General features: G+C 71.3%; 16 protein-coding genes. 8 read left to right on the top strand and 8 right to left on the bottom strand.

Annotated elements, in window-relative coordinates:
- Positions 1-411: 411 nt before the first annotated feature.
- Both ACLJPL_RS19220 and ACLJPL_RS19215 read left to right on the top strand, forming a co-directional pair.
- Positions 412-1,020, top strand: a complete 609-nt coding sequence (locus tag ACLJPL_RS19220) for an RDD family protein (protein ID WP_411082042.1) — start codon at positions 412-414, stop codon at positions 1,018-1,020.
- A gap of 252 nt (positions 1,021-1,272) precedes the next feature.
- Positions 1,273-1,734: a hypothetical protein gene (locus ACLJPL_RS19215; protein ID WP_411082041.1), complete on the top strand. Its 462-nt coding sequence runs from the start codon at positions 1,273-1,275 to the stop codon at positions 1,732-1,734.
- Between the two features lie 308 nt (positions 1,735-2,042).
- Here the strand turns inward: ACLJPL_RS19215 and ACLJPL_RS19210 are convergent, their stop codons facing one another.
- Both ACLJPL_RS19210 and ACLJPL_RS19205 read right to left on the bottom strand, forming a co-directional pair.
- On the bottom strand, positions 2,043-3,308 hold the full coding sequence (locus ACLJPL_RS19210; protein WP_411082040.1) for a L,D-transpeptidase: 1,266 nt from the start codon (positions 3,306-3,308) through the stop codon (positions 2,043-2,045).
- 236 nt (positions 3,309-3,544) lie between these two features.
- Positions 3,545-3,940, bottom strand: a complete 396-nt coding sequence (locus tag ACLJPL_RS19205) for a hypothetical protein (protein WP_411082149.1) — start codon at positions 3,938-3,940, stop codon at positions 3,545-3,547.
- Positions 3,941-4,093: 153 nt separating this feature from the next.
- Between ACLJPL_RS19205 and ACLJPL_RS19200 the strand changes: the two genes are divergently transcribed.
- Positions 4,094-4,426: a hypothetical protein gene (locus ACLJPL_RS19200; RefSeq protein ID WP_411082039.1), complete on the top strand. Its 333-nt coding sequence runs from the start codon at positions 4,094-4,096 to the stop codon at positions 4,424-4,426.
- A gap of 206 nt (positions 4,427-4,632) precedes the next feature.
- On the opposite strand, the gene hutH is transcribed toward ACLJPL_RS19200, so the two are convergent.
- The 5 genes from hutH to ACLJPL_RS19175 all read right to left on the bottom strand — a co-directional run bounded on the left by hutH (position 4,633) and on the right by ACLJPL_RS19175 (position 10,978).
- The gene (hutH, locus tag ACLJPL_RS19195; RefSeq protein ID WP_411082038.1) at positions 4,633-6,183 is read right to left on the bottom strand and encodes a histidine ammonia-lyase; all 1,551 of its coding nucleotides are present in this window, start codon (positions 6,181-6,183) and stop codon (positions 4,633-4,635) included.
- A gap of 124 nt (positions 6,184-6,307) precedes the next feature.
- On the bottom strand, positions 6,308-7,462 hold the full coding sequence (locus ACLJPL_RS19190) for a diguanylate cyclase domain-containing protein (protein WP_411082037.1): 1,155 nt from the start codon (positions 7,460-7,462) through the stop codon (positions 6,308-6,310).
- 125 nt (positions 7,463-7,587) lie between these two features.
- Entirely contained in the window at positions 7,588-8,400 is an 813-nt protein-coding gene (locus ACLJPL_RS19185; RefSeq protein WP_411082036.1) for an enoyl-CoA hydratase/isomerase family protein, read from the bottom strand.
- Between the two features lie 188 nt (positions 8,401-8,588).
- Entirely contained in the window at positions 8,589-9,788 is a 1,200-nt protein-coding gene (locus ACLJPL_RS19180; RefSeq protein ID WP_411082035.1) for an adenylate/guanylate cyclase domain-containing protein, read from the bottom strand.
- A 281-nt stretch (positions 9,789-10,069) separates the two neighbouring features.
- Positions 10,070-10,978, bottom strand: coding sequence for a biotin--[acetyl-CoA-carboxylase] ligase (locus tag ACLJPL_RS19175; RefSeq protein ID WP_411082034.1), 909 nt, complete (start codon positions 10,976-10,978; stop codon positions 10,070-10,072).
- A 124-nt stretch (positions 10,979-11,102) separates the two neighbouring features.
- Here ACLJPL_RS19175 and ACLJPL_RS19170 point away from each other — a divergent pair, with 124 nt between their 5' ends.
- The 4 genes from ACLJPL_RS19170 (at position 11,103) to ACLJPL_RS19155 (ending at position 13,791) form a co-directional block, all read left to right on the top strand.
- On the top strand, positions 11,103-12,683 hold the full coding sequence (locus tag ACLJPL_RS19170; RefSeq protein WP_411082033.1) for an acyl-CoA carboxylase subunit beta: 1,581 nt from the start codon (positions 11,103-11,105) through the stop codon (positions 12,681-12,683).
- Between the two features lie 14 nt (positions 12,684-12,697).
- Positions 12,698-12,904: an acyl-CoA carboxylase epsilon subunit gene (locus tag ACLJPL_RS19165; RefSeq protein WP_411082032.1), complete on the top strand. Its 207-nt coding sequence runs from the start codon at positions 12,698-12,700 to the stop codon at positions 12,902-12,904.
- Between the two features lie 86 nt (positions 12,905-12,990).
- The gene (gene mmpB, locus ACLJPL_RS19160; protein WP_411082031.1) at positions 12,991-13,119 is read left to right on the top strand and encodes a morphogenic membrane protein MmpB; all 129 of its coding nucleotides are present in this window, start codon (positions 12,991-12,993) and stop codon (positions 13,117-13,119) included.
- A 60-nt stretch (positions 13,120-13,179) separates the two neighbouring features.
- A complete protein-coding gene (locus tag ACLJPL_RS19155) occupies positions 13,180-13,791 on the top strand; it encodes a nucleoside triphosphate pyrophosphatase (protein ID WP_411082030.1) in 612 nt (203 codons plus the stop codon).
- A gap of 27 nt (positions 13,792-13,818) precedes the next feature.
- Here ACLJPL_RS19155 and ACLJPL_RS19150 read toward each other — a convergent pair whose 3' ends face one another.
- On the bottom strand, positions 13,819-14,244 hold the full coding sequence (locus ACLJPL_RS19150; RefSeq protein WP_411082148.1) for a hypothetical protein: 426 nt from the start codon (positions 14,242-14,244) through the stop codon (positions 13,819-13,821).
- 440 nt (positions 14,245-14,684) lie between these two features.
- Between ACLJPL_RS19150 and ACLJPL_RS19145 the strand changes: the two genes are divergently transcribed.
- A complete protein-coding gene (locus ACLJPL_RS19145; protein ID WP_411082029.1) occupies positions 14,685-16,439 on the top strand; it encodes an acetyl/propionyl/methylcrotonyl-CoA carboxylase subunit alpha in 1,755 nt (584 codons plus the stop codon).
- The last annotated feature ends 126 nt before the right edge of the window (positions 16,440-16,565 follow it).

Genomic DNA, 16,565 nt, shown 5'->3' with positions numbered 1-16,565 from the left:
CCGGGCGCTACGCAGGACCGTCGTACGCACCGATTCTCCCGCCCGATCCGATGATCTTCGAGGACCATCCACATACTGGCCATGATCAGCCATTTCGATCGGGACGGGGACAGCACGACGTACCGACCACGGGCCCCTTCCCCGAGCCACTTCCCCGGGCCCCGGCAGGGCATCAGGCGCCTCGCCCCCGCGCACCGCCGGGAACCACGGAGGGCGAACGCCATACCCCCCGGCTCGCCCCGCGCCCACCCCCGGGAGGCGAGGAGCGACCGTAAAGGATGAGTGAAACCCGGTGAGGGCACGGGAGTTACCCGCCAGAAACCCGCGACACCTCGCCTGACGATCAGTCATGATGCCCCCATGACGAAGCCGCGGGGGCGTCGGAGAAAGCAATCTCCTTATCAGCCAAGGTTGTTGTACGGAACAAGCCGAGCCGCCGCCCACCCCATACCGCCACAGCCACAGCCACAGCCACAGCCACAGCCACAACGTTACGGTGCGCTCCCCCGGCCGCCCCGCATCCCCAAGGGCCCTGGGGACACCCGCCGTTACCTGGCGGTCGGGCTCGACTGCTATCTGTGCCTGCTGGTCGTCGGCCTGCTGGTGCACTCGTGCCTGGGCCGGGCGGAGGGGAGCGCGGGGGCGGGCGCCGGGGCCGGGAGGACGGCGGCGGTGCTCCTCTGCCAGCTCACCGTGCTGTCCTTCGCCAATCAGGTGCTGCTCACGATGGCCGTACGGGCGAGCGCCGGAAAGCTGATCATGGGCGTACGGGTGGTCCGCCTGCCCGACGCGGGCCGCCCGGAATTCCGCCGCCTGGTCCTGCGCTGGCTGTACGGCCTGTTCTGGCTCCCGCTCCAGCCCTGGCGCCACCTCCGCCGGACAGCCACCGCCGAACCACCCTGCGAACGCCTCTGCGGCATCCCCCCGGCCGCCCAGGACACAGACGTGGCCGGGGTACGCCAGGTCCACCGCGCCGACCTGCTGCACTACCGGGAGGCGGTGGAGGGGCGGACGGGGTGAAGCCCGGGCCCGCCCACTCTCCGACAAACCGGGGAGACGTCTGAGTAGGACGCAGTTCACCCAGCTGGAGGCAGAGCCGACTGAGGGCCCGCCACGCACGGCAGGCCGTAAACTCAATTCCATTCACACGCTGCATCGAATACTCGACGGAGACGCCTTCCAGCGAAGATTGTCCCCTGAATAGGCAGTAAAGGGCGCCCAGTGCAACCGATCACCGAATACACCGTAGACGCACTCCCCGACCGATGCGTTGTGGAGATCTACGACGCCGATGCCTACTTGATGGACAATGCCGCGATGAAGGCGTCCCAGCGACAGGTGGTGGCCGGGAACGGCTACCACCTGTACTGCCACAGCCTTCAGTCGAACATCCGCGTAAGAGTAAACATTCGCATCTGGGCTTTGCCGCAGGATATTCCCGATCACGCCGAAGGTTCCACACCCATCCGCATCGAGTCCGAAACGGGGATTCTCGTCATCGGCCAGCTCACCTTCGGCCCAGCCGGAGAGATGGAGCTGCCACGGACAGGCGTGTACGAAGGGAATGCCTGGTGGACGGGCAGGGGCGCAGTCTCGTCCTACCACGACGACATCTTTCGACGCATTGATGATGACTGGGAGTTTGAGCAGATCAATCGAGCCTGGGGGGAGTGCCCTTTCACTGAGGAATATGTACTGGATTTGACACTTTCAAGCCCCTGCGTGCCGGAATAAGGATGGACTTCCTCTCCATGCGCGACGCGGGCCGTTGAATGACCTCCTTTTGATTGGCCACCGATCGGCTGACGGGTCGTGAAGCGCAAGGAGCAAGGCTTCCCGGGCTCTTGGTGGAGATGTCTGACGTCTCATTCATTCACGTTGCTGGGGCCCTGTCGGTCATTCATCCCGTCGAACTCGACCTGCCGCACAAGGAGCCATAGGAGCTCCCGAGAACGCCGAAGGCGGCGGCCCCGGAACGTTCCGGGGCCGCCGCCTTCAGTGGGGACGGGGAGAGTGGGGACGGGGAGAGGGAGGGCGGTGGATCAGGCCGCGGAGCCGGCCGTCCACTGGGCCCAGTCCATGTTCCAGCCGTTGAGGCCGTTGTCCGGGGTGATGGTCTTGTCCGGGGAGTTCTTGACGATGACCACGTCGCCGACCATGGAGTTGTCGTAGAACCAGGCGCCGGGCGCGTTGGGGTCGTTCGCGCCCTTCACGTCGGCCAGGCCCACGCAGCCGTGGCTGGTGTTGGCGGTGCCGAAGATGCCCTTGCCCCAGTAGTTGCCGTGGATGAAGGTGCCCGAGGTGGACAGGCGCATGGCGTGCGGCACGTCCTTGATGTCGTACTCGCCCTTGCCGTCGTCATCGGTGAAGCCGACCGTGGCGCCGTTCATCCGGGTCTCTTTGTGCTTCTCGGAGATCACCATCTGACCGTTGTACGTGGGGTTCTCGGGCGCGCCCGCGGAGATCGGGATGGACTTGACCGTCTTGCCGTCGCGCGTGACCGTCATCGTCTTGGTCTTCACGTCGACGGTGGAGACCTGGTTGCGGCCGACCTTGAACGTCACGGTCTTCTGCTGCACGCCGAAGACGCCGTCAGCGCCCTCGACGCCGTCCAGCGCCAGCTTCAGGGTGACGGTGGAGCCGCCCTTCCAGTAGCTCTCCGGGCGCAGGTCCAGGCGCTGCGGGTTGAACCAGTGGCCGACGACTTCCTGGCCGCTGCTGGAGGTCACGGTGATGCCGTCCTGGACGGCCTTCTTGTCCGTGATCGGCTTGTTGAAGTTGATCGAGACGGGCATCCCGACGCCGACCGTGGAGCCGTCCTCAGGGGTGAAGTTCCCGATGAAGCTGTTGTCGGGCGAGACGGTGGTGAAGGAGCTGTTCTCGTGGGCCTTGCGGCCCTTCGCGTCCTCGGCCGTGGCGTCGATCTTGTACGTGGTGGAGCGTTCGAGCTGCGCCGAGGGCTTCCAGCTGGAGCCGTCGGCCGCCAGCGTGCCCTCGACCGCCTTGCCGTCCGCCGTGGTCATGAGGACCTCGGTCAGCTTGCCCTTCTTGACGGAGACCTGGGCGGCGTTGTTGATGCTCGCGTTGGTGGCGCCGTTCTTCGGCTTGATCGCTATCTGGGCCTCGGACGCGTCCTCGGCCGCGGCCTTGTCCACTTCCTGCGCCTGCGACGACTCCGAACTTCCGGCACCCGCCTTCTTGTCGCCGTCGTCGGTACACGCCGAAAGCACCAGCACGCCGCCGAGCAGTGCGGACGCGGCCGCGAGGCCCCTGCGCCGCTTGCTGTCCGTCATCACACGCTTCTCCATCGTTGCCGATTCCCCAAAATCCCCGAACGGGGCCGCCAGGCGGCGATTCCCCGTCAATGTTCCAAGAACACCCGGAACGGGCACTCCGTTCCACATCCGCCGAGGATGTGGGGAACACCACTCATCGACGCGGCCGCAGCAGCGGTGGTTCCCGCTGCGGGACACGTATACGGCAGCGCCGCGCAGCACGGCCCCGGTCCGCGGTGAAGCGGTGCCGGGGCCGGTGTTCTCACACGTCAGGCCCGCTGCGCGAGGTCACCGTCCTCGCCGTCGTTCTTCCCATTGTGCGCGACACCGTCGCCGTACCCCTCCTCGTCCACCTCGTCCCCCGAAAGGAACGAGCCGTCCTCGTCGTCGTCCCAGCCCTCCGCGTCGGGGTCGTGGTCGATGGACTCGCTGCTCCAGGAAGCCTGGGCGAGATCGACCCCGGGCACCTCGCTGACCAGGTCGAAGGGATCGACCAGCGAGGCGAGCGCCTCCGCTCCGTCTGCCCGGACGGTGGCCTCGGCATGCATCCGCTCCTCGGCGCTGTCGCTCTCGGCGATCCCCGAGACGGGTTCTCCGTACTCGGCGGCGATGCTTTCGAGGGCGGTGCCGGTCAGGGCGTCGAGGTCGGTGATCTCCACCACCATCTCCACGCGAAGTCGAACAAACCTGGATGTCTCTTCTGTGCTCATACGCCGGAGCGTAAGGCTCGTGGAGGCCGCGACTTTCCTCCGACCCGCTGCTTTGCTTAGCATCGGGTCACGGGGCTAACTCATGGTTGTCGCAAGGGGATCGAAACTGTGTCCGTCACTCGTCGCACACTCCTGACCGCCACCGCCTCAGGCACGCTGCTGGCCGCTCTCTGGTTCGTCCCGTCCGCCAACGCGACGGTCGAGAGCGCTTCGCGGAGCGACGGCGTGGCCACCGAGTCCGGCCAGGCCGCGCAGTCGGCCGCCGAGGCCGCGCGGACCACCGGCGGCGCCGACGCCGCCCCAGGGCAGCCGCAGCTCGCCGCCACGGGGCCGGGGATGGACACCACGCCCTATCTGATCGGCGGCACGGCGCTGCTGGGCATCGGCGCGGGCTTCGTCACGTACTCGGTACGCCGCTCCGGAGCGCGCCCGGCCCTCTGAGCCCGTACGAGCCCGAGGGCACGGTTCGGCCGGCCTTCTGAGCCCGTACGACCTCGGAGGCACGGCCCGACCGGCTCCCTGAGCCCGTACGAGCCCGGGGGCGCGGCCCGACCGGCTCCCCGAGCCCGTACGCACACGGAAAGGCACGGAAAAGGGCTGCCGCACCCCCCGGTGCGGCAGCCCTTCCCCGTACGTACGGAACCGGCTCAGGCCAGCGGCCCCGTGACCGGCTCCACGGCCGCGACCAGACGCCCCTCCCGTACGAACGTCTCGGCGGCGGCCAGGTCCGGCGCGAGGAAGCGGTCCGGGCCCGCGCCCTCGGCCCCCGCCGTCCGCAGCGCGACCACGGCGGCCTGCGAGGCGGAGGCGGGGACGAGGCCCTCGGTGGCCCGGATCTCGATGGCCCGGGTGGCCGCGTACAGCTCGACGGCGACGATCCGCGCCAGGTTGTCCACGGTGGTACGGAGCTTGCGCGCGGCCGACCAGCCCATGGAGACGTGGTCCTCCTGCATCGCGGAGGACGGGATGGAGTCGGCGGAGGCGGGGACCGCGAGCCGCTTCATCTCGCTGACCAGGGCGGCCTGGGTGTACTGGGCGATCATCAGCCCCGAGTCGACCCCGGCGTCGTCCGCGAGGAACGGCGGCAGCCCGTGCGAGCGGTTCTTGTCGAGCAGCCGGTCGGTGCGGCGCTCGCAGATCGAGCCGAGGTCGGCGGCGACGATGGCGAGGAAGTCCAGGACGTACGCGACGGGCGCGCCGTGGAAGTTGCCGTTGGACTCGACCCGGCCATCGGGCAGGACGACCGGGTTGTCCACGGAGGAGGCCAGTTCGCGCCCGGCGACCACGGCCGCGTAGTCCAGGGTGTCGCGGCCCGCGCCGTTGACCTGGGGGGCGCAGCGTACGGAGTAGGCGTCCTGGACCCGGGGCGCGTCGTCCTGGTGATGGCCCGTCAAGCCCGAACCGGCGAGCACCCGGAGCATGTTGTCCGCGCTGACGCCCTGGCCGGGGTGCGGGCGGATGGCGTGCAGCTCGGGGGCGAGGACCTTGTCCGTGCCGAGCAGCGCCTCCAGGGAGAGGGCGGCGGTGATGTCGGCCGAGGTGTAGAGGTTACGCAGGTCGGCGAGGGCCATGACCAGCATGCCGAGCATGCCGTCCGTGCCGTTGAGGAGGGCCAGGCCCTCCTTCTCCCGCAGCTCGACCGGGGTGATGCCGTGCGCGGCGAGGAGTTCGCCGGCGGGGCGGACGGTGCCGTCCGGGCCTTCCGCGTCGCCCTCGCCCATCAGGGTGAGCGCGCAGTGCGAGAGGGGGGCCAGGTCGCCGGAACAGCCGAGCGAGCCGTACTCGTGGACGACGGGCGTGATGCCCGCGTTCAGCACGTCCGCCATGGTCTGCGCGACCTCGGGGCGTACGCCGGTGTGGCCGGAGGCGACCGTCTTGAGCCGCAGGAACATCAGCGCGCGCACCACCTCGCGCTCGACGCGGGGTCCCATGCCGGCCGCGTGCGAGCGGACGATGTTGCGCTGGAGCTGGGCGCGCAGCTCGGGACTGATGTGGCGGCTGGCGAGGGCGCCGAAGCCGGTGGAGACGCCGTAGACCGGCTCGGGCTTCGCCGCGAGCGCGTCGACGATGAGGCGGGAGGCGGCCAGCGCGTCCACGGCTGCGGTGGAGAGCTCGACCCGGGCGCCGTGGCGGGCCACGGCGACGACGTCCTCGGCGGTGGTTCCGGACGTCCCCACCACGACAGTGTGCATATCCATATTCAGCAGCGTACGGATTGAAACCCGCTATGTCACTAGTGGTTCGGCGCTGGGCCCCTTACAGCTTCCGGGGCCCGCGCCGGCCACCGCTCACGCCCGGTTCCCGCTCACGGCCGCCCATCGCTCACGGCCGGTTCCCGCGCAGCCGGCGCCGGTCGTGCGCGGACTTCGGCGGGGAGTCGGCCAGCCGGATCACCTCGCCGTCCCGCCCGGCCACCACCGGGCGCAGCGAGCGGGCGGCCTTGGCCCGGTACTGCGCCGCGTCCGCCAGCCGGAACAGCCGGCGGGCCGAGCGCACCGGGCCGATCGGGTCGCCGGTCGACGCGACCCCGCAGGCCACCCCGTCGCCGAGCTCGATCACCGCCGCCCGGTCACACAGCTCGGTGGCCGCCCCCACCACGTCGTCCGCCGGGGGCCCGTCCGCGAGGAGGCAGAACTCGTCGCCGCCGAGCCGGGCCGCCAGCGCGTCCGGCAGCATCGCGCCGCACAGCGAGAGCACGGAGGCGAAACGTTCCAGCAGCCGGTCGCCGACCGCGTGCCCATGGGTGTCGTTCACCGCCTTGAGGCCGTTCAGGTCGCAGACGACGAGACTGACCACGGTCCCCTTGTCACGGTGCGCCTCGATCGCCTCGTCGAGGCGGAGGTCGACGGCGCGGCGGTTGGCGAGGCCGGTCAGCGGGTCGGTGAAGGCGAGCTTGCGGACCTCCTCCAGCCGTTCGGTCTGGGCGACCCCGGAGGCCACGACGGCGGCGAGCACGGTCGCGAAGTCCGCGTCGTCCCGGTCGAACACCGGCTTCCCGGCCGGGCGCGCCACATACAGCTCGCCCCAGGCCCGGCCGTGCAGCACGATCGGCGCGACCACGCAGCAGCCCCGGCCGCGCCGCCGCAGGGCGGCGACCCGCTGATGGCAGTACGGGCGTGCGCCGCGCGCCGGGCCGCCCGCGCCCGCCTGGCCGTCCGCGGTCTCCACCCAGGCGTCGGGCTCCCCGCCGCCGGCCCAGCGCTCGTGCAGGAACTCGGTGATCTCCGGGAACTCGTGGACCGGGTAGGTCTCCTCCTCGGGGAACTCCTCCTCCCCCTCGGCCCGCTGCCCCGCGTTCACCAGGACCCGCAGCCTGCCCCGGTCCCGCTCCCACACCGAGAGCGCGGCGAAGCTGCCGCCGAGCGCCTCGCAGGCCCCCAGCGCGGCCGCCCGCCACGACTCGCGCGGCGTGTAGGCCGCGGCCATCGCCTGCGCAAGCGAAACCACGGCCCGCAGCCGCGCATCATCACCACCCATCTGTACAGCTTATGTAGATTTGTTCCCTTTTGATCAGTTTGATGCGCAACTAATTCTCACTAATTCTCGCCACGACCCGGCCAGATCGGATCAGGTCAGGTCAGGTCAGGTCAGGTCAGGTCAGGTCACTCACCCGGCCACCGCGGGCTCCGCTTCTCGTTGAAGGCTGCCACGCCCTCCGCCCGGTCCCCGGAGAAGGCCACCGACCGCCAGGCCGCGTCCTCCACCTCCAGGCCGGCCCGCAGGTCGAGCCCGTGCCCCAGCCGCAGGGCCCGCTTCGCGGCGCGCAGCCCGACCGGCGAGTTCGCGGCGATCCGGCCGCCCAGGGCGAGCGCCTCCTCCCGGTCCCGGCCCGCCTCGACCAGCTCGTCGACCAGGCCCAGCTCCCGCGCCTCGGCGGCCTCCACCCGGCGGGCGGTGAACACCAGCTCGGCGGCGCGCGCCGCACCCACCCGGCGCGGCAACAGCTGGGTACCCCCGCCGCCGGGGATGACACCCACCGACACCTCGGGCAGGCCGACCACGGCGGTGGCGTCGGCGACGATCACATCGCAGGCGAGGGCCAGTTCGAAGCCGCCGCCGAGGGCGAAGCCGTGCACGGCGGCGATCGTGGGCATCGGCAGCTCCAGGACGCCGGTGTAGGCGGCGCGGGCGGTGGGCCGCTGGCGTACCAGCTCGGCGTCGGTGAAGGAGTTCCGCTCCTTGAGGTCGGCCCCCACGCAGAAGGCCCGCTCATGGCTGGAGGTGAGGACGGCGACCCGCACGTCCCGGTCGGCGGCGAGCGCGTCGCAGGCGGCGGCGATGGAGCGGGCCATGTCGGTGGAGACGGCGTTCATGGCCTTGGGCCGGTCGAGCACCAGCTCGGCCACGTGCTCCTGGCCCTCATGACGCCGTACGGCGACGAACTCCCCGAACCGCTGCTCGGACGTGACGGTCATGACTGCACCCCTGTCGGTCGACTGCCGGTGGACGACACCGGTGAACGCCGGTTAACGAGCGTTACCGACAGGGATCCTAGACAGAGCGCCCCGGGAACGGACAGGCCGAGCCGGGAGCGGAGCCGTAACGAAGGAGGCCGCACAGTGCGCGCAGCGGGCCGCACAGCGCGCCCGGCGACGCGAGGGCGTCAGGACCCCGTCTTCCCCCGCCGGGCCAGCAGCCACGGCTCCACGACCCCGAGCCCGCGCACCGGCCGCTGCCACATCGGCTGGAGTCCGAAGCGGTACGTGGGCAGCGGCGGCTCGTCCGCGGCCGACCGGCCCTCCTTCTCGGCCAGCCGGGCCCGCTCGGCGGCCGCCGTGACCTCCTCGGCGGCCTGGGCCTCGGACTCCGGGGCGTCCCCGTGCCGGACCAGCTCCTTGGCGAACGCCCCGTCCACCAGGACGGCGTCCTTCGGAGCTATCGAGGTGAGCCGGCTGGCCAGGTTCACCGTGGTGCCGAAGACGTCGCCCATGCGGGTGGTGACCGTGCCGAAGGCGATGCCGACGCGCAGGGCGGGCATCGTCTCGTCCTGGGACATCGCCTCGATCAGCCGGAGCGCTATCTCGGCGGCCGTGCCCGCGTCGTCGGCGGCGAAGAGCACCTCGTCGCCGAGGGTCTTGATGAGCCGTCCGCCGTGCGCGGCGACCAGGTCGGCGGCGGTCGTCTCGAAGGACTCGACCAGCTCCCCGAGCTCCTCCTCCTCCAGCCGCCGGGTCAGCCGGGTGAAGCCGACCAGGTCCGCGAAGCCCACGGCGAGCCGCCGGTCGACCATCTCGTCGTCGTCCGCCGCCTGCACGACCCGCCCGGTCGCGGCGGCCAGCTGCCGCCGCCACACATAGACCAGGAACTCCTGGAGCTCCGGCAGCAGCAGCTCCACCAGCGGATACGTGACCTCGGTGCGCGTCATCCCCGGCTCGGGCGGCTCGGTGAGCCCCTCCAGGAACGAGTCGATCTGCCACTCCGCCAGCCGCGCGGTGGTCTGCCCGGTGGAGCGGGCCACCTGGATCGCCATCGGCTCGCTGAGCAGCCCCGCCTCCACCAGACCGGCGAGCCGGCGCAGGGCCAGCACGTCGGCCTCGGTGAGCGCCTTGGCCTGGCCGATGTCCGCGAAGCCCATGGCCCGCCAGAAACGCGAGGCCAGGTCCATGGAGACACCGGCGGTGCGGGCGGCCTGGAAGGGCGTGTAGCGGCGGTCCGCCCCGAGGATCAGGGCTTCGAGCCGGATCGCGAGGGGATCGTCGGTCGGCTCGGCCGTGTGGTCGACCTCGAGATGCGGGGTGGCATGGACCGAGGAGTCCGACGAGGGCTCCTCGCCCGCGCCGGACGTCGTGTCGCCGACGGTCACCAGCCGCCTCCTGCCCGTTCCCTGCGCACTGCCTGCCGATCTGTCGCTGATCGCCTCAACAGTGATCTGTCGCTGGATCGCCTCAACAATACGGCAGGTGTGCCCTAGCTCACGTCCTTGGTCGCCCGATACGGGTGCGTCGCGCGTGACATCTACCGGTTACGCGGTATCCACCCCTTGCCCGAGCCCCTTCGCGTACGACTCACCCGGCCCGATCACGTACCGGCGTCCGGGCCCTGTCCAGACCTCCGGACCCCTTCGCGTACCGGCGTCCGGGCGTCTCAGATCAGCCCGCCCTCCGCGCCGCGCAGGTGCACGATGTCGCCCGCCGACACCGGCTGCTGGAGCCCGCCCTCCGTGGAGAGCACGAGACGCCCGTCGCCGTCGATCGCGACCGCCTGCCCCACCAGCGACGTCCCGCCCGGCAGCTCCGCCCGCACGGTCCGGTCCAGGGTCGCGCACCCGGCCGCGTACGCCGCCTGGAGCCCGCTCGCGGCCGCGTCGCCGCCCGCCGCCTTCCACTCCCCGTACCAGTGCTCCAGCGAGCGCAGGACGGCCCGCAGCAGGGTCTCCCGGTCGGTGGAGACGGCTCCGGCCAGGGCCAGGGACCCGGCGGTGGGGGCGGGGAGCTCGTCGGCGCGCAGCGAGACGTTGATGCCGAGGCCGACGACGATGCCGTCCCCGGCGAACTCGCCGAGGATGCCGCCCGCCTTGCGCTCATCGCCCGGCGGCATCTCCCCCGGACGGCGCTCGCCGGAGCCTCCGGGGACCGTGACCAGCAGGTCGTTGGGCCACTTCAGCGACGTGTCGACGCCGGCCGACCTGGCGAGCCCGGTCGCGGCGGCGACCCCGGCGAGCAGCGGCACCCACCCCCACCGCTCCACCGGTACGTCGCCGGGCTCCAGGTACACCGAGAAGAACAGCCCGGAGCGGGGCGGCGCGGTCCAGGTCCGCTCCAGCCGGCCGCGTCCGGCGGTCTGCTCCTCGGCGACCAGGACCGCGCCCTCGGCCAGGTCGCCGGAGCGGGCGCGCTCGGCCAGGTCGGAGTTGGTCGAGCCGGTCCTCTCCACCACCTCCAGCTCGCTCCAGAGCGCGTCCGGGCGCAGCAGCCCGCGGCGCAGCGCGGTCACGTTCAGGGGCGGCCGGTCGAGGTCCGACCAGCGGTTGTGTGGCGCATCCGGTGGTGTCATGCAAGCCACCCTAGGTGTGGCAAAGGACGCACTGCCTTTCCGCAGACGCGCCGATACCCTACGAGTCAGTAGCCGACCGCTACCGGTCGTCGTCCCCCGTGACCAGGCAGGGAGCCGCCCCCCGATGTCCGAGCCGCAGAGCGACATCCACACCACCGCGGGCAAGCTCGCGGACCTGAGGCGCCGCATTGACGAAGCGACGCACGCGGGTTCGGCCCGCGCGGTCGAGAAGCAGCACGCCAAGGGCAAGCTGACGGCCCGTGAGCGGGTCGATCTCCTGCTGGACGAGGGCTCCTTCGTGGAGCTCGACGAGTTCGCCCGGCACCGCTCCACCAACTTCGGCATCGAGAAGAACCGCCCGTACGGCGACGGCGTCGTCACCGGGTACGGCACGGTCGACGGCCGCCCGGTCTGCGTGTACTCGCAGGACTTCACCATCTTCGGCGGCTCCCTCGGCGAGGTCTACGGCGAGAAGATCGTCAAGGTGATGGACTTCGCGCTGAAGACCGGCTGTCCGGTCATCGGCATCAACGACGGCGGCGGGGCGCGCATCCAGGAAGGCGTGGCGGCCCTCGGGCTGTTCGCGGAGATCTTCCGCCGCAACGTGCACGCCTCCGGGGTGATCCCGCAGATCTCGCTGATCGTCGGCCCGTGCGCGGGCGGTGCGGTGTACTCCCCCGCGATCACCGACTTCACGGTGATGGTGGACCAGACCTCGCACATGTTCATCACCGGACCCGACGTCATCAAGACGGTCACCGGCGAGGACGTGGGCTTCGAGGAGCTGGGCGGAGCCCGTACGCACAACACTACCTCCGGGGTGGCGCACCACATGGCGGGCGACGAGAAGGACGCCATCGAGTACGTCAAGTCCCTTCTCTCCTACCTGCCTTCGAACAACCTCTCCGAGGCCCCGGCGTTCCCGGAGGAGGCGGACCTCGCCGTCACCGACGAGGACCGCGAGCTCGACACGCTGATCCCGGACTCGGCGAACCAGCCGTACGACATGCACACCGCGATCGAGCACGTGCTCGACGACGCCGAATTCCTGGAGACCCAGGCCCTGTTCGCGCCGAACATCATCACCGGCTTCGGGCGGGTGGAGGGGCAACCGGTCGGGATCGTCGCCAACCAGCCGATGCAGTTCGCCGGTTGCCTCGACATCGACGCGAGCGAGAAGGCGGCGCGCTTCGTGCGCACCTGCGACGCGTTCAACGTCCCCGTCATCACCTTCGTCGACGTGCCGGGCTTCCTGCCGGGCGTGGACCAGGAGTACGGCGGCATCATCCGGCGCGGCGCGAAGCTGATCTACGCCTACGCGGAGGCGACGGTCCCGCTGATCACCGTCATCACCCGCAAGGCGTTCGGCGGCGCGTACGACGTGATGGGCTCCAAGCACCTGGGGGCCGACCTCAACGTGGCCTGGCCGACCGCGCAGATCGCCGTCATGGGCGCCCAGGGCGCGGTGAACATCCTGCACCGCCGCGCCATCGCCGCCGCCGACGACCCCGACGCCACCCGCGCCGAGCTGATGGCGGCGTACGAGGACGCGCTGCTCAACCCGTACGTGGCGGCCGAGCGCGGCTATGTCGACGCGGTGGTCATGCCGTCCGAGACCCGGGCCCACATCGTGAAGGGCCTGCGTCAGCTGCGGACGAAGCGGGAATCCCTGCCGCCGAAGAAGCACGGCAACATTCCTCTCTAGAAAGGTCGCTGCCCATGATCAGGGTCGTACGGGGCAACCCGACCCCCGAGGAGCTGGCCGCCGCCCTGGCGGTGGTCCGGGCCCGCGCCGCGGCGAGCGCCGCCGTGTCGTCCGGCGCGCCGACGCCGCCCGAGCAGTGGTCCGATCCGGGGCGCATCGCCCGCACGGACCGCCCGCGGCCGGGCCCGCGGGCCTGGGCCCGGACGTACTGGCCGGCCTGAGCGACGCCTGGGTGTCCGGCGGGCGTCGATGCGGTTGAGTACCCGTACTCAGGCGTATCGGCGCCCGGCGCAGCAGGATCGGAAGCATGCTGTGGTCCGACCCCGAGAACAAGCCCCCGAAGGAACTGCGCGACGCCCAGGACATGATGCGCCGCGCGGGTTTCGTGCTCGCGCTGGCGATGGTGGTCGCGATGTTCGTGCTCGGCGTCCGCTGAGGCCCTGCGCCCCGACTCCTCGATGGCGTGGGGTCTTCGAGGACGTCCGGCCCTTCTACGATGGCCGGTATGACTGATCAGCGCCGTCTTGTGCTCGCCTCCGCCTCCCCCGCCCGCCTCGGCCTGCTGCGCCAGGCGGGTTTCGCCCCCGAGGTGATCGTCAGCGGGGTCGACGAGGACGCCCTGAGCGCCCCGACGCCCGGCGAACTGGCCCTCGTGCTGGCCCGGGCCAAGGCGGCGGCGGTCGCGGAGCGCCCCGAGGCGGCGGGGGCGCTGGTCATCGGCTGCGACTCGGTGCTGGAGCTGGACGGCGAGGCGCTCGGCAAGCCGGCCGACGCCGAGGAGGCCACCGCCCGTTGGAAGGCGATGCGCGGCCGGTCGGGCGTCCTGCGGACCGGGCACAGCGTGATCGACACCGCTTCGGGCCGTACGGCTTCGGCGACGGCGTCCACCGTCGTACGGTTCGGGGAGCCGAGCGACGCGGAGGTCGCCGCGTACGTCGCGTCGGGCGAGCCGCTGCACGTGGCGGGGGCCTTCACGCTGGACGGCCGCTCGGCGCCGTTCGTCGACTCCATCGAGGGCGACCACGGCAACGTGATCGGCCTCTCGCTGCCGCTGCTGCGCCGTCTGCTGGGCGAACTGGACGTCTCCGTCACGGAGTTGTGGGTCTGAGACCTGTACGCGGCGGCGGGCGGCGGCTCATGCCGCCGCCGGGGCCGCCTCATCGCTCGTACGGTCCTCGGGGCGCGGCTCGGGGCCGTACGCCAGCAGGGTGAACACCAGCAGGGCCAGCACCGCCATCAGGAACGCGAACGCGGCCCAGCCCACCAGGCCCACGCTCACCGCGCCGAGCACCCCGTGCGTGACCGCGCAGCCGATCAGCGCGATCCGCCCGAAGCGCCCCGGCGAGCGGTCCCGGAGCCCGGCCAGCAGCGGGATCAGCCCGCACCCGATGAGCAGCAGGGCACAGAGCCCGCCCAGCACCCAGGTCCCGCCGGACATCATCTTCGGGTCCATCCCGGCCAGCGACATGTTCTGGTTCTCGGCGACCGTGGCGAGGGCGGCGTTGATCGCGAAGATGCCCAGCGCCTCCCCGAAGAGCACGAGCGCGGTCACGACGGCCACCGTTCTGCGCACCACTGCGCCACCCCCTGGTACGTGTTCGAGCGGGCCCGGCGACCACGGGACAGGTCTTACCCGCGGTACGCCCGATAGCGCGGACCCTACTCACCGGTAAACCTCCGGACAAGGGGTCGCGCGCGGGTCGTGCGCGGCTCGCGCCCCACTCACGCCGCCCTCGTACGCCGGGCAAAAATTCCGTCGGCCGTTCGTAGGGAGTCCACAAAGAATTACTCTGAGGCGTTGACCTTCAAGACAGAGACCTGCACCACACAAGGTGGTTACTGTGCGGTTGTAGAACCCGGCGTACCGTGGTGCCACAGGGGATTTCACCACTGGGGCAAACCTCGGATCACACTCCGTGTGGGCAAGCTCACCATTGGGGACGGGTCGTAGCGCCGTGTCGGTAGTCCCTAAACTCAGCTTGTTTCAAGGAGGGAGTCATCGTGCGCAAGGTGCTCATCGCCAACCGTGGCGAAATCGCTGTCCGCGTTGCTCGGGCGTGCCGGGACGCGGGGATCGCGAGCGTGGCGGTCTACGCCGATCCGGACCGGGACGCTCTGCACGTCCGGGCCGCCGACGAGGCGTTCGCCCTGGGCGGTGACACCCCGGCCGCCAGCTATCTGGACATGGCCAAGGTGCTCCAGGCCGCGGCGGACTCCGGCGCGGACGCCATCCACCCGGGGTACGGGTTCCTGTCGGAGAACGCGGAGTTCGCCCAGGCGGTGCTGGACGCGGGCCTGACCTGGATCGGCCCGCCGCCGCAGGCCATCCGCGACCTCGGCGACAAGGTCGCCGCCCGGCACATCGCCCAGCGCGCCGGCGCGCCGCTGGTCGCCGGCACGCCGGACCCGGTCTCCGGGTCGGCCGAGGTCGTCGCGTTCGCCGAGGCCAACGGCCTGCCCATCGCGATCAAGGCCGCCTTCGGCGGTGGCGGGCGCGGTCTGAAGGTGGCCCGCACGCTGGAGGAGATCCCGGAGCTGTACGACTCCGCCGTGCGCGAGGCCGTCGCCGCGTTCGGCCGGGGCGAGTGCTTCGTGGAGCGCTACCTCGACAAGCCGCGCCACGTGGAGACCCAGTGCCTGGCCGACCAGCACGGCAACGTGGTGGTCGTCTCCACCCGTGACTGCTCGCTCCAGCGCCGCCACCAGAAGCTGGTGGAGGAGGCCCCGGCCCCCTTCCTGACCCAGGCGCAGAACGACGAGCTGTACGCGGCGTCCAAGGCGATCCTGAAGGAAGCCGGTTACGTCGGCGCCGGCACGGTCGAGTTCCTGGTCGGGGTCGACGGCACGATCTCGTTCCTGGAGGTCAACACCCGCCTCCAGGTCGAGCACCCCGTCACCGAAGAGGTCACCGGCATCGACCTCGTACGGGAGATGTTCCGCATCGCGGACGGCGAGGAGCTGGGTTACGGCGACCCGGCCGTGCGCGGCCACTCCTTCGAGTTCCGCATCAACGGCGAGGACCCGGGGCGCGGCTTCCTCCCGGCCCCCGGCACGGTCACGACGTTCGCCCCGCCGACCGGCCCCGGCGTCCGGCTGGACGCGGGCGTCGAGTCCGGCTCCGTCATCGGCCCGGCGTGGGACTCCCTCCTCGCCAAGCTGATCGTGACGGGCGCGACCCGTGAGCAGGCCCTCCAGCGTGCGGCGCGCGCACTGGCGGAGTTCCAGGTCGAGGGCATGGCCACGGCCATCCCCTTCCACCGTGCCGTGGTCGCGGACCCCGCGTTCACCTCGGACCCCTTCACCGTCCACACCCGGTGGATCGAGACCGAGTTCGTCAACGAGATCAAGCCCTTCGCCGCGCCCGCCGACGCGGACGCCGAGGACGAGGCCGGTCGCGAGACCGTCGTCGTCGAGGTCGGCGGCAAGCGCCTGGAGGTCTCGCTGCCCTCCTCGCTGGGCATGTCGCTGGCCCGGACCGGCCTCGCCGCCGGCGCCAAGCCGAAGCGCCGCGCGGCGAAGAAGGCCGGTTCCGCCGCTTCGGGCGACAGCCTCGCCTCTCCCATGCAGGGCACGATCGTCAAGGTCGCGGTCGAGGAGGGCCAGGAGGTCAAGGAGGGCGACCTCGTCGTCGTCCTGGAGGCCATGAAGATGGAGCAGCCGCTGAACGCGCACCGCTCCGGCACGGTCAAGGGGCTCACCGCGGAGGTCGGCGGCTCCGTCTCCTCCGGCGCCCTGATCTGCGAGATCAAGGACTGACGGCGCCCGCCCGTACGGAGGGGCCCGGCCGGCGTCGTCAGGACGCGGGCCGGGCCCCTTCGTGTGCGACAGGCTCAAGCCCCGCGAGCACAGTGGCATCCTGGATCCCGACGGGAGAACTGCGAG

This window comes from Streptomyces sp. cmx-18-6 (assembly GCF_046548915.1).
Classification (GTDB): Bacteria; Actinomycetota; Actinomycetes; order Streptomycetales; family Streptomycetaceae; genus Streptomyces.
This window is presented reverse-complemented; position numbering and strand designations above follow the sequence as displayed.

What these genes read in the sequence shown, in the direction of transcription:
- ACLJPL_RS19155 (WP_411082030.1), top strand. Translation starts at nt 13,180, where the DNA reads ATGGCCGGTATGACTGATCAGCGCCGTCTTGTGCTCGCCTCCGCCTCC.
- ACLJPL_RS19190 (WP_411082037.1), bottom strand. Translation starts at nt 7,462, where the DNA reads ATGGGTGGTGATGATGCGCGGCTGCGGGCCGTGGTTTCGCTTGCGCAG.
- ACLJPL_RS19185 (WP_411082036.1), bottom strand. Translation starts at nt 8,400, where the DNA reads ATGACCGTCACGTCCGAGCAGCGGTTCGGGGAGTTCGTCGCCGTACGG.
- ACLJPL_RS19210 (WP_411082040.1), bottom strand. Translation starts at nt 3,308, where the DNA reads ATGGAGAAGCGTGTGATGACGGACAGCAAGCGGCGCAGGGGCCTCGCG.
- ACLJPL_RS19165 (WP_411082032.1), top strand. Translation starts at nt 12,698, where the DNA reads ATGATCAGGGTCGTACGGGGCAACCCGACCCCCGAGGAGCTGGCCGCC.
- ACLJPL_RS19205 (WP_411082149.1), bottom strand. Translation starts at nt 3,940, where the DNA reads ATGGTGGTGGAGATCACCGACCTCGACGCCCTGACCGGCACCGCCCTC.
- hutH (WP_411082038.1), bottom strand. Translation starts at nt 6,183, where the DNA reads ATGGATATGCACACTGTCGTGGTGGGGACGTCCGGAACCACCGCCGAG.
- mmpB (WP_411082031.1), top strand. Translation starts at nt 12,991, where the DNA reads ATGCTGTGGTCCGACCCCGAGAACAAGCCCCCGAAGGAACTGCGCGAC.
- ACLJPL_RS19175 (WP_411082034.1), bottom strand. Translation starts at nt 10,978, where the DNA reads ATGACACCACCGGATGCGCCACACAACCGCTGGTCGGACCTCGACCGG.
- ACLJPL_RS19170 (WP_411082033.1), top strand. Translation starts at nt 11,103, where the DNA reads ATGTCCGAGCCGCAGAGCGACATCCACACCACCGCGGGCAAGCTCGCG.